1 protein-coding gene is annotated in these 14,596 nt (G+C 63.4%); it reads left to right on the top strand.

Features of this window, described 5'->3' with window-relative positions; translation table 11 throughout:
• Positions 1–75 precede the first annotated feature (75 nt).
• Entirely contained in the window at positions 76–14,508 is a 14,433-nt protein-coding gene (locus DLD99_RS00715; protein WP_114880933.1) for a retention module-containing protein, read from the top strand.
• Positions 14,509–14,596: the final 88 nt, after the last annotated feature.

Below are 14,596 nucleotides of genomic sequence, written 5' to 3'. Positions count from 1 at the left end.
GTCCAGACTGAATCGGCGCAGAAAAGCCATCAGGTCTATGGAAGTCAACTGAACGTGACACCCGGAGAGTCTTCAATGAGCAGTGTTGTGGCCATCGTCAAAAGCATTGTCGGTCAGGTTTTCGTGGTGTCCCCAGAGGGCGTCCGTCGCGTACTCGTTGAAGGCGACCGTCTGTTCGCCGGCGATCAGGTCGATACCGGCGTTTCCGGCGCGGTGTCCCTGGAACTGGCTGATGGCCGCACCCTCGATCTGGGTCGTGACACTCAATGGAGCGCCGACACTCCGGACTCCGTCACCGACCTGGCCGAGGCCACTGCGCAGGCCGCGCCGTCCGTTGAAGAGCTGCAGCAAGCCATTGCCGCCGGTGTCGACCCGACTACCGCCCTTGAGGCAGCAGCAGCCGGCCCGACCGCCGCTGGTACAGGCGGCGCCGCTGGTGGCGGCCACAGCTTCGTGATGCTCGATGCGACCGCTGGCCGTGTCGATCCGACCATCGGCTTCCCGACCGCGGGCATCAACTCCGGCGGCCAGGCCGCCCAGAACATCACTGGCGGCCAGACCACCGACACCACCACCAACGCCCTGCGCGACTCGACCCTGAGCCTCAGCGCCACGCCGACCATCACCGAAGCGGGCGGCGTGCTGGTGTACACCGCAACCCTCACCCAGGCGCCGCTGACCGACCTGACCGTCACCCTGTCCAATGGCGCGGTGATCGTGATTCCGGCCGGATCCACCACCGGCACCGTCAACGTGCCGCTGGCCCCGAATGACACGGTCTACAACGACGCCAGCCAGATCAACGTGACCGTCACCGGCACCACCGGCGGCAACGGCATTACCGTCACCGTGCCGACCACCCCGGCCGTGACCCAGGTCACCGACACCATCGACACCACCACCGTCACCCTGACGGCGGGCAGCAGCGTCACCGAAGGTGGCCAGATCACCTACACCGCGACCCTGACCAACCCGGCGCAGACGCCGGTCACCGTCACCCTGTCGAACGGCTCGACCATCACCATCGGCGCCGGCCAGACCACCGGCACCGTCAACGTGCCGACCGCGCCGAATGACGTCTATAACAACGGCAGCACCGTCACCACCACCATCACCGGTGCCACGGGCGGCAATTTCGAGAATCTGGTGCCGAACCCGACGCCAGCCGTTACCAATATCGTCGATTCGGTCGACACCACCAACCTGACCCTGACCGCGACCGGCACCGTGGTCGAGGGTGGCCAGATCACCTACACCGCGACGTTGACCAACCCGGCGCAGACGCCGGTGACCGTCACCCTGTCGAACGGCTCGACCATCACTATCGAAGCGGGCAAGACCAGCGGCAGCGTCAACGTTCCGACTGCGCCGAATGACGTCTACAACAACGGCGGCACCGTCAGCACCACCATTACCGGTGCTACCGGCGGCAACTTCGAGAATCTGGTGCCGAACACCACGCCGGCGACCACCACCGTCACCGACTCCATCGACACCACCAATCTGTCGCTGAGCGCCACCGGTTCCGTGGCCGAAGGCGGCTCGATCGTTTACACCGCTACATTGACCAACCCGGCTGGCACCCCGGTGACCGTGACGTTGAGCAACGGCTCCGTCATCACCATTGAAGCGGGCAAGACCACCGGCACCGTGACCGTTCCGGCACCGGCCGATGACGTCTACAAGGATGCCGGCAAAGTCGAAGTCAGCATTACCGGCACCACCGGCGGCAACTTCGAGAACCTGGTGCCGAGCACCGTTCCGGCCGTGACCGAAGTCACTGACACCATCGACACCACCACGGTGAAACTCACCGCGAGCGAAACCGCAGCCGAAGGCGGCACCGTTACCTACACCGCCACTGTTGGTGCGCCGGTGACCGGTTCGCCTGTGACCGTGACCCTGGCCAATGGTCAGCAGATCACCATCGAAGTCGGCAAGACCACCGGCACCGTGACCACCACCGCGCCGAATGACGCGCTGACCGGCAATCCGCCCCTGACCAACTCGATCACTGGCGTGAGCGGCGGCAACTACGAAAACCTCGTGGCCGACAAGACCCCGGTTTCGACCACCGTCACCGACACCGTCGACACCACCAACCTGACCCTGAGCGCCACTGGCTCCGTGGCCGAGGGCGGTTCGATCGTCTACACCGCGACCCTGACCAATGCCGCCGGCTCGCCAGTCACCGTGACCCTGTCCAATGGCGCGGTGATCACCATCGAGGCCGGCAAGACCACCGGCACCGTGACCGTTCCGGCCCCTGCCGATGACGTCTACAAAGACGCTGGCAAGGTCGAAGTGACCATCAAGGATGCATCCGGCGGCAATTTCGAGAACCTAGTTCCGAGCACCGTTCCAGCGGTCACTGAAGTCACCGATACCATCGACACTTCGACCGTGAAGCTGACCGCTGACACCTCGGTCGCTGAAGGCGGCACCGTTACTTACACCGCCACCGTTGGCGCACCAGTGACCGGTTCGCCGGTCACCGTGACCCTGGCCAATGGTCAGCAAATCACCATCGAAGTTGGCAAAACCACTGGCAGCGTGACCACCACCGCACCGAACGATGTGCTCAATGGCCACGCGCCGCTGACCAACTCGATCACTGATGTGAGCGGCGGCAACTACGAAAACCTCGTAGCTGACAAAACCCCGGTCAGCACCACAGTGACCGACACCGTCGACACCACCAACCTGTCGCTGACCGCGACCGGTACCGTGGCCGAGGGCGGTTCGATTGTTTACACCGCGACCCTGACCAACCCGGCCGGCACCCCGGTGACCGTGACGTTGAGCAACGGCTCCGTCATCACCATCGAAGCGGGCAAAACCACCGGCACCGTGACCGTTCCGGCTCCGGCCGATGACGTTTACAAAGATGCCGGTAAAGTCGAAGTGACCATCAAGGATGCGTCCGGCGGAAACTTCGAAAACCTGGTGCCAAGCACCGTTCCAGCGGTGACCGAAGTCACCGACACCATCGACACCACCACAGTCAAACTGACTGCGACCGAAACCGCTGCTGAAGGTGGCACCGTCACCTACACCGCCACTGTTGGCGCGCCAGTGACCGGCTCGCCAGTGACCGTGACCCTGGCCAATGGTCAGCAGATCACCATCGAAGTCGGTAAAACCACCGGCACCGTCACCACCACAGCGCCGAACGATGCGTTGAACGGTCACGAGCCGCTGACCAACTCGATCACTGGCGTGAGCGGCGGCAACTACGAAAACCTCGTCGCCGACAATACGCCGGTCAGCACCACCGTGACCGACACCGTCGACACTACCAACCTGACCCTGAGCGCTACCGGCTCCGTGGCCGAGGGCGGTTCGATCGTCTACACCGCCACACTGACCAACCCGGCGGGCACGCCGGTGACCGTGACCTTGTCCAACGGCGCCGTCATCACCATCGAAGCCGGTAAAACCACCGGTACCGTGAGCGTTCCGGCCCCGGCCGATGACGTTTACAAGGACGCGGGCAAAGTCGAAGCCACCATTTCGACGGCCACTGGCGGCAACTTCGAGAACCTGGTGCCGAGCACCGTTCCGGCCGTCACCGAAGTCACCGACACCATCGACACCACCACGGTCAAACTGACCGCGACCGAATCCGCAGCTGAAGGTGGCACCGTCACCTACACCGCGACTGTGGGCGCACCTGTGACCGGTTCGCCAGTCACCGTAACCCTGTCCAACGGTCAGTCGATCACCATCGAAGTGGGCAAAACCTCCGGCACCGTGACCACCACTGCGCCGAACGACGCGTTGAACGGCCATGCACCGCTGACCAACTCGATTACCGACGTAAGCGGCGGCAACTACGAGAACCTGGTCGCCGACAAGACTCCGGTCAGCACCACCGTGACCGACATCATCGACACCACCAACCTGTCGCTGACCGCGACCGGCACCGTGGCCGAAGGCGGCTCGATTGTTTACACCGCCACCCTGACCAACCCGGCCGGCACGCCGGTCACCGTGACCCTGTCGAACGGTGCCGTGATCACCATCGAAGCCGGTAAAACCACCGGCACCGTGACCGTTCCAGCCCCGGCCGATGACGTCTACAAAGATGCCGGCAAGGTTGAAGTCACCATCAAGGACGCGTCCGGCGGCAACTTCGAGAACTTGGTGCCTAGCACCGTTCCGGCCGTCACCGAAGTCACTGACACCATCGACACCACTACGGTCAAACTGACCGCGACCGAGTCGGCGGCGGAAGGCGGCACCGTCACCTACACCGCGACTGTTGGCGCTCCGGTAACCGGTTCGCCGGTCACCGTGACCCTGGCCAACGGTCAGTCGATCACCATCGAAGTCGGCAAGACCACCGGCACCGTGACCACCACCGCGCCGAACGACGCGTTGAACGGTCACGAACCGCTGACCAACTCAATCACTGGCGTGAGCGGCGGCAACTACGAAAACCTCGTGGCCGACAAGACTCCGGTTTCGACTACTGTCACCGACACCGTCGACACCACCAACCTGACCCTGAGCGCGACGCCGGAAGTCAACGAAGGTGGCCAGATCACCTACACCGCGACCCTGACCAACGCCGCCGGCACCCCGGTGACCGTGACGTTGAGCAACGGCGCCGTGATCACCATCGAAGCCGGCAAAACCACCGGCACCGTGACCGTCGACGCGCCGAAGGACGATGTCTACAAGGACGCCGGCACCGTTGAAACGACCATCAAGGGCGCCACCGGCGGCAACTTTGAAAACCTGGTCACCAGCACTGCCCCGGCGGTCACTACCGTCCACGACACCATCGACACGTCCACCGTGTCGCTGACCGCCACCGCCAACGTCGCCGAAGGCGAAACCGTGGTCTACACCGCGACCGTGACGGCGCCAGTGACCGGTTCGCCGGTCGTGGTGACCCTGTCCAACGGCCAGACCATCACTATCGCCGTGGGCGAGACTACCGGCACCGTGAACTTCGTCGCGCCGAACAGCCCATTGGCGGGCGGCAGCTCGCTGAGCGTGACCATCGACAAGGCCACCGGTGGCAACTACGAAAACCTGGCGGTCGACAGCAAACCGGCCAACACCTCGGTTTCGGACACGGTCGACACCACCAACCTGAACCTGACCGCCACCGATTCGGTAGCCGAGGGTGGTTCGATTGTCTACACCGCGACCCTGACCAACCCGGCCGGCACCCCGGTGACCGTGACCCTGTCGAACGGCGCGGTGATCACCATCGAAGCCGGCAAGACCACGGGCACCGTGACCGTTCCGGCGCCAGCCGATGACGTTTACAAGGATGCCGGCAAGGTCGAAGCAACTATTTCGACCGTCACCGGCGGCGGTTTCGAGAACCTGGTGCCGAGCACCGTTCCGGCCGTGACCAACGTCACCGATACCATCGACACCACCACGGTGAAACTCACCGCGACCGAAACCGCTGCTGAAGGTGGCACTGTCACCTATACCGCTACCGTCGGCGCGCCTGTCACCGGTTCGCCTGTGACCGTGACCCTGGCCAATGGTCAGCAGATCACCATCGAAGTCGGTAAAACCACCGGCACCGTCACCACCACCGCACCGAACGATGCGCTGAACGGTCACGAGCCGCTGACCAACTCGATCACCGGCGTGAGCGGTGGCAACTACGAGAATCTGGTTGCCGACAAGACTCCGGTCAGCACCACCGTGACCGACACCGTCGACACCACCAACCTGACCCTGAGCGCTACCAGCTCCGTGGCCGAGGGTGGTTCGATCGTTTACACCGCCACACTGACCAACCCGGCGGGCACGCCGGTGACCGTGACCCTGTCGAACGGCGCCGTCATCACCATCGAAGCCGGTAAAACCACCGGCACCGTAAGCGTTCCGGCTCCGGCCGATGACGTTTACAAGGATGCGGGCAAAGTCGAAGCCACCATTTCGACGGCCACCGGTGGCAACTTCGAGAACCTGGTGCCAAGCACCGTTCCAGCCGTGACTCAGGTCACCGACACCATCGACACCACCACGGTCAAACTGACCGCGACCGAGTCGGCGGCGGAAGGCGGCACCGTCACCTACACCGCCACCGTCGGCGCACCAGTCACCGGTTCGCCGGTGACCGTGACCCTGGCCAACGGCCAGTCGATCACCATCGAAGTGGGCAAGACCACCGGCACCGTGACCACCACCGCACCTAACGATGCGCTGAACGGCCATGCACCGCTGACCAACGCGATTACCGACGTAAGCGGCGGCAACTACGAGAACCTCGTAGCAGACAAGACTCCGGTGTCAACCACCGTCACCGATACCATCGACACCACCAACCTGTCGCTGACCGCGACCGGGATCGTGGCCGAGGGCGGTTCGATTGTTTACACCGCTACCCTGACCAACCCTGCCGGCACCCCGGTGACCGTGACGTTGAGCAACGGCTCCGTCATCACCATCGAAGCGGGCAAAACCACAGGCACCGTGACTGTTCCTGCACCGGCCGATGACGTCTACAAAGACGCCGGCAAGGTTGAAGTCACCATCAAGGATGCAACCGGTGGCAACTTCGAGAACCTGGTGCCGAGCACCGTTCCAGCCGTAACGGAAGTCACCGACACCATCGACACGACGACCGTGAAGCTCACCGCTTCCGAAACTGCTGCCGAAGGTGGCACCGTTACTTACACCGCGACCGTGGGCGCACCAGTCACCGGTTCGCCAGTGACCGTGACCCTGTCCAACGGTCAGCAAATCACCATTGAAGTCGGCAAGACCACCGGCACCGTGACCACCACGGCACCGAACGATGTGCTGAACGGCCATGCGCCACTGACCAACGCGATCACCAACGTGAGCGGCGGCAACTACGAGAACCTCGTAGCGGACAAGACTCCGGTCAGCACCACCGTCACCGACACCATCGACACCACCAACCTGTCGCTGACCGCGACCGGCACCGTGGCCGAGGGTGGCTCGATCGTTTACACCGCTACCCTGACCAATCCGGCCGGCACCCCGGTGACCGTGACCCTGTCGAACGGCGCGGTGATCACCATCGAAGCCGGCAAGACCACCGGCACCGTGACCGTTCCTGCTCCTGCCGATGACGTCTACAAGGACGCCGGCACCGTGGAAGCGACGATCAAGTCCGCGACCGGTGGCAACTTCGAAAACCTGGTGACCAGCAACACGCCAGCCGTGACCAATGTCACCGACACCATCGACACCACCACGGTCAAACTGACCGCGACCGAGTCGGCGGCTGAAGGCGGCACCGTTACTTACACCGCGACTGTCGGTGCTCCAGTCACCGGTTCGCCGGTGACCGTGACCCTGTCCAACGGTCAGCAGATCACCATCGAAGTCGGCAAGACCACTGGCACCGTGACCACCACTGCGCCGAATGACGCGTTGACCGGCCACGCGCCGCTGACCAATGCGATCACCGGCGTAACCGGCGGTAATTACGAGAACCTCGTTGCCGACAAGACCCCGGTTTCGACCACGGTCACCGACACCGTCGACACCACCAACCTGACCCTCAGCGCCACCAATTCGGTCGCCGAGGGTGGGTCGATCATCTACACCGCCACACTGACCAACGCTGCGGGCACCCCGGTGACCGTGACCTTGAGCAACGGCGCCGTGATCACCATCGAGGCCGGTAAAACTACGGGCACCGTGACTGTTCCGGCCCCTGCCGATGACGTCTACAAGGACGCCGGTACTGTTCAGGCAACGATCACCAACGCCACTGGCGGCAACTTCGAAAATCTGGTGACCAGCACCGTTCCTGCGGTGACCCAGGTCACCGATACCATCGACACCACCACGGTGAAACTCACCGCGACCGAGTCGGCGGCTGAAGGCGGCACCGTTACTTACACCGCGACGGTTGGCGCGCCAGTGACCGGTTCGCCTGTCACTGTGGCCCTGTCCAACGGTCAGACCATCACCATCGAAGTGGGCAAAACCACCGGCACCGTGACCACCACCGCGCCGAACGATGCGCTGACTGGCCACGCGCCGCTGACCAACGCGATCACCAACGTGAGCGGTGGCAACTACGAAAATCTGGTCGCCGACAAAACCCCGGTCAGCACCACTGTGACCGACACCATCGATACCACCAACCTGTCGCTGACCGCGACCGGCACCGTGGCCGAGGGTGGCCAGATCACCTACACCGCGACCCTGACCAACGCTGCTGGCTCGCCAGTCACCGTGACGTTGTCGAACGGCGCAGTGATCACCATCGACGCTGGCAAAACCTCTGGCACCGTCACTGTTCCGGCTCCAGCCGATGACGTCTACAAGGACGCCGGCACCGTTCAGGCCACGATCAAATCCGCCACCGGCGGCAACTTCGAAAACCTGGTGACCAGCAACACACCAGCCGTGACCAACGTCACCGACACCATCGACACCACCACGGTCAAACTGACTGCGACCGAAACCGCTGCTGAAGGTGGCACCGTCACCTACACCGCTACCGTGGGTGCACCGGTGACCGGCTCGCCAGTCACCGTGACCCTGTCCAACGGCCAGACCATCACCATCGAAGTGGGCAAGACCACTGGCACCGTGATCACCACCGCGCCGAACGATGTGCTGACCGGCCACGCGCCGTTGACCAACGCCATCACCAACGTTTCCGGCGGCAACTACGAAAATCTGGTCGCCGACAAAACACCGGTTTCGACCACCGTCACCGACACCATCGACACCACCAACCTGTCGCTGACCGCGACCGGCACCGTGGCCGAAGGTGGCCAGATCACCTACACCGCGACCCTGACCAACGCAGCGGGCACTCCTGTGACCGTAACGCTGAGCAACGGCGCCGTGATCACCATCGAAGCGGGCAAAACCACCGGCACCGTAACCGTTCCTGCGCCAGCCGATGACGTCTATAAAGACGCCGGCACCGTACAGGCCACGATCAAATCCGCCACCGGCGGCAACTTCGAAAACCTGGTGACCAGCACCACGCCAGCGGTGACCAGCGTCACCGACACCATTGACACCACCACCGTGAAGCTGACGGCGACCACGACAGCGGCCGAAGGTGGCACTGTCACCTACACCGCGACTGTTGGTGCACCGGTAACCGGCTCGCCAGTGACCGTGACCCTGTCGAACGGTCAGTCGATCACCATCGAAGTCGGCAAGACCACCGGCACCGTGACCACCACCGCGCCGAACGACGTGCTGAATGGTCATGCGCCACTGACTAACGCAATCACCGGTGTAAGCGGCGGCAACTACGAGAACCTCGTAGCGGACAAGACGCCGGTCAGCACCACCGTCACCGACACCATCGACACCACCAACTTGTCCTTGAGCGCCACCAATTCGGTCGCCGAGGGCGGTTCGATCATCTACACCGCCACACTGACCAACGCTGCGGGCACCCCGGTGACCGTGACCTTGAGCAACGGCGCCGTGATCACCATCGACGCTGGTAAAACCACCGGCACCGTGACCGTTCCTGCGCCGGCCGATGACGTTTACAAGGACGCCGGTACTGTTCAGGCAACCATCACCAACGCCACCGGTGGCAACTTCGAAAACCTGGTGACCAGCAACACACCAGCCGTGACCAACGTCACCGACACCATCGACACCACCACCGTGAAGCTGACGGCGACCGCAACAGCGGCCGAGGGCGGCAACGTCGTCTACACCGCGACTGTCGGCGCGCCTGTGACCGGTTCGCCTGTGACCGTGACCCTGTCCAACGGCCAGACCATCACCATCGAAGTCGGCAAGACCACCGGCACCGTGACCACCACCGCGCCGAACGATGCGTTGAACGGTCACGCACCGCTGACCAACGCCATCACCAATGTCAGCGGCGGCAACTACGAAAACCTCGTAGCCGACAAGACGCCTGTGTCGACCACCGTGACCGACACCATCGACACCACCAACCTGTCGCTGACCGCGACCGGCACCGTGGCCGAAGGTGGTTCGATCGTCTACACCGCAACGTTGACCAACGCCGCCGGCACTCCGGTGACCGTAACCCTGAGCAACGGCGCCGTGATTACCATCGACGCCGGCAAAACCACCGGCACCGTGACCGTTCCTGCACCAGCCGATGACGTTTACAAAGACGCCGGCACCGTTCAGGCCACGATCAAGTCGGCCACCGGTGGCAACTTCGAAAACCTGGTGACCAGCAACACACCGGCCGTGACCAACGTCACCGACACCATCGACACCACCACCGTGAAGCTGACCGCGACCGCAACCGCGGCCGAGGGCGGCAACGTTGTCTACACCGCAACTGTCGGTGCTCCAGTGACCGGCTCGCCAGTGACCGTGACACTGTCCAACGGCCAGACCATCACCATCGACATCGGCAAGACCACCGGTACCGTCACCACGACTGCACCGAACGACGTGTTGAATGGTCATGCACCGCTGACCAACTCGATCTCCAACGTCAGCGGCGGCAACTACGAAAACCTCGTGGCCGACAAGACGCCGGTCAGCACCACCGTGACCGACACCATCGACACCACCAACCTGTCGCTGACCGCGACCGGTACCGTGGCCGAAGGTGGCCAGATCACCTACACCGCGACCCTCACCAACGCGGCAGGCACGCCGGTGACCGTGACCCTGAGCAACGGCTCGGTGATCACCATCGAGGCCGGCAAAACCACTGGCACCGTGACCGTTCCGGCACCGGCTGACGACGTCTACAAAGACGCCGGCACCGTGCAGGCAACCATCACCAACGCCACCGGTGGCAACTTTGAAAACCTGGTGACCAGCAACACGCCAGCGGTGACCAATGTCACCGACACCATCGACACCACCACCGTCAGCATCACCGGCAGCACCTCGGTGACCGAAGGCCAGACCGCGACCTACACCGTCAGCCTGACCCACCCGGCGCAAACCGAAGTGACCCTGAAAATCGTCTACAGCGGCACCGCCGCCGACGGTTCGGACTTCACCGGCGTGTACACCGTGAAGATCCCGGCGGGTGCCAGCAGCGCGCAGTTCAATGTTGCGACCATCGACGACAAGATCACCGAAGGCACCGAGAACTTCGTGGTCAAGATCGACTCGGCCACCGGCGGCAACTTCGAGAACCTGGCGGTCAGCAGCACCAACGGCAGCGTCAGCACCTCGATCATCGACAACGATGCGCCACCGGTCCTCGACCTCGACGCCAACAACTCCAGCGGCGCCACCGGGGCCGACTACAAGGTGACCTTCACCGAAAACACCCCGGGCGCGGGTGTGTCGATCGCCGACACCGACATCAGCATCACCGACCCGGACAGCACCATGCTGACCGGCGCCACCATCGTGCTGACCAACCGTCAGGACGGCGATGCGCTGAACCTGGGCAACAGCGTCAACGGCATCACCATCAATGCCAACAGCACCAACGGCACCATTACGCTGACGTTGTCGGGCAACGCGACGCTCGCCGACTACATGCAGGCGATCAAGAACATCACCTTCACCAACAGCAGTGAAGATCCGAGCACCGTGCCACGGATCATCACCGTGACGGTGACCGATGGCGGCAACTACTCCAACGTCGCCACCACCACGGTCAACGTGGTGGCCGTCAACGACGCGCCGGTGGCAGCACCGGTCAACGTCACCGGCACCGAAGACACCCCGCTGATCCTCGGCTGGTCGACCTTCGGCGTCACCGACGTGGACAGCCCGGCCTCGAGCCTGGGCGTGAAAATCACCCAGCTGCCGGGCGAAGGCAAACTGCAATATCTGGACGGTTCGACCTGGAAAGACGTCGCCACCAACCAGACCTTCAGCAAGGCCGACATCGACGCCGGCAAGCTGCGCTTCCTGCCGGATGCCAACGAATCGGGTGCGAACGGTTATGGCGGCACCGGTCTGGGCAACAACCAGGCGGATTACGCGCAGATCAAGTTCCAGCCAACCGACGGCCACCTGCTGGGCAACACCGGCACCATCAAGATCGACATCACGCCGGTGGCGGATGCGCCGACCCTGTCGGTGGCCGACAACAGCGTGAAGTCCACCGGGCTGATCAAGGAAGTCTGGACCGGCCTGTCGGGCCTGGGCACCGACGGCAGTGGCGCGAACTCGACCACCTTGAAAAACGTGATCGACGGCGCCGGCACCGCGAACTCCAAAGGCAACGTGACCAACGTGCAGTCCGACGGCAACGTCGCAGCGGGCACCGCGTCGAAGACCTCCGGCCTGATCTACCTCGAAGCCGGCAAGACTTACACCTTCACCGGCACCGGCGATGACAGCCTGCTGGTGAACATCGGTGGCAAGAACGTGGCCTCCACGACCTGGGGCGCGGGCGGCAACCTCAACGGTTCGTTCACCCCGACCACCAGCGGCTACTACACCCTGGAGATCTACCACCACAACCAGAGCGGCCCGGGCAGCTACGACGTCAACCTGTCGGTCAACGGCGGCACGGCGATCGACCTGAGCAGTGCCGGCGTGCCGATCTACACCGGCGTACAGGACCTGGTGAACTCCGGCGTGACCGTCTCCGACCTGCACGGCACCAACGGCGAAGGCTATTACGACGGCTACAAGCTCAACACCGGCGCCGAAGGCACCACCGTGAAACTGTCGTCGATCAGCACCGCGCTGACCGACACCGACGGTTCGGAAACCCTGAGCATCAAGATCAGCGGCGCACCAGTCGGTTCGGTGCTCAGCGACGGCGCGGGCCACAGCTTCACCGTGACCGCCACCAGCGGCGACGCCAACGTCACCGGCTGGAACCTCGGCAGCCTGACCGTGACCCCGCCGGCCTACTACAACGGCCAGTTCAACCTGACCGTGACCTCGACCTCCACCGAGGCTCTGGGCGGCTCGGCCAGCACCACCGCGACCATTCCGGTCTCCGTGGTGCCGGCGGTCTACAACTCGATTGTCGCCACCTCGGCTGATGACACCGTCACCGGCACCGACGGCAACGACATCATCGTCGCCGATATCGGCGGCCTGACCGTGGTGCCGGGCACCAACTACAACATCGCGTTTATGGTCGACAGCTCTGGCAGCATGAGCACCGCGTCGATCAACGCTGCCAAAGACTCGCTGACGTCGGTGTTCAACACCCTCAAGCAGAGCATGGGCAACAACTCGGGAACGGTGAACATCTTCCTGGTGGACTTCGATACCCAGGTCAACAAGTCGGTGTCGGTGAACCTCAACGACCCGAACGCGCTGACCAAGCTCAAGGCTGTGCTGGACTCGATGACTTCCGGCGGCGGCACCAACTACGAAGACGTGTTCAAGGCTACGGCCAACTTCTTCCAGAGCGCCGAAGCCGTGGCCAATACCGGGGCGAAGAACCTCACGTACTTCATCACCGACGGCCAGCCGACCTACTACCAGAGCGGCGAGCAGACCAACCCGACGCTGTACGGCAACGTGAAGCTCGACGACGTGGTGAAGACCAGCAACTACAAGCTGGGTGACAGCTTCAGCACCTACATCGACAGCACCCACTACCTGACCATCAGCACGGCGGGTGCCGTGGTGCTGCAGACGTACAAGAACGGCAGCTGGAACTGGAGCAACGTGGGCACCATCCACGCCCAGGGCGATGGCACCTACGAGCTGTCGAGCCTGGCAGGCTCCGGCAGCAGCACCAGCCAGGCCACCACCGACAACGCCAACAGCGCCTTCGCACTGCTGGGCAACCTGTCCAATGTGGAAGCCATCGGTATCAACAGCGGTGTCAGCCTCAACGACCTGAAACCGTACGACACCGATCACAACCCGCAGACCAACATCGATCCGAAGGACCTGGCCAACTCGATCATCGGCCACACCGAAGCGACGATGCCGGGCAACGACACCGTCAACGGTGGCGACGGCAACGACATCCTGTTCGGCGATCTGGTGAGCTTCAACGGCATTGCCGGCGAGGGTTACCAGGCGATGCAGGCGTTTGTCGCGCAGCAGACCGGCGTGGATGTCAGCAAAGTCACCACCAGCAACGTGCACCAGTACATCACCGAGCACTATCAGGCGTTCGATGTGTCCGGTGCCCATGACGGCAACGACACACTGCTGGGTGGCGCAGGCAATGACATCCTGTTCGGTGGTGGCGGCAATGACGTGCTCGACGGCGGCAAGGGCAATGACATCCTGCTCGGCGGCTCCGGCAACGACACGCTGATCGGCGGCCCGGGCAACGACATCCTGATCGGCGGTTCCGGTGCCGACACCTTCGTCTGGAAAGCAGGCGACACCGGCAACGATGTGATCAAGGACTTCAACGCCAGCGAAGGTGACCGCATCGACCTGCGCGACCTGCTGCAGGGCGAGTCCGGCAGCACCATCGACAACTTCCTGAAGATCACCACGGTCGACGGCGTGTCGTCGCTGCAAGTCAGTTCGGCGGGCAAGTTCAACTCCGCCGATGCGGCTGCCGCGGCACCGGACGTGACGATCAAACTGGAAGGCAACAACTGGTCCACTGCCAACATTCACAACCTGATTGCCGGCAGCGATCCGACCATCAAGGTCGACCACAACAACAGCTGATGCGTAAACAAAACGGCCGCCCCAATGGGGCGGCCGTCACGTTTGCGTCTTTCTTCCCGGTGACGATTGCGTCGCCGCACCGCATACT

The sequence above is a fragment of the Pseudomonas kribbensis genome, from assembly GCF_003352185.1.
In the GTDB taxonomy this organism is placed as follows: Bacteria; Pseudomonadota; Gammaproteobacteria; order Pseudomonadales; family Pseudomonadaceae; genus Aquipseudomonas; species Aquipseudomonas kribbensis.
This window is presented reverse-complemented; position numbering and strand designations above follow the sequence as displayed.

Bases quoted from the DNA above. Each gene is read 5' to 3' on its own strand.
- DLD99_RS00715 (WP_114880933.1), top strand. From the start codon at position 76: ATGAGCAGTGTTGTGGCCATCGTCAAAAGCATTGTCGGTCAGGTTTTC.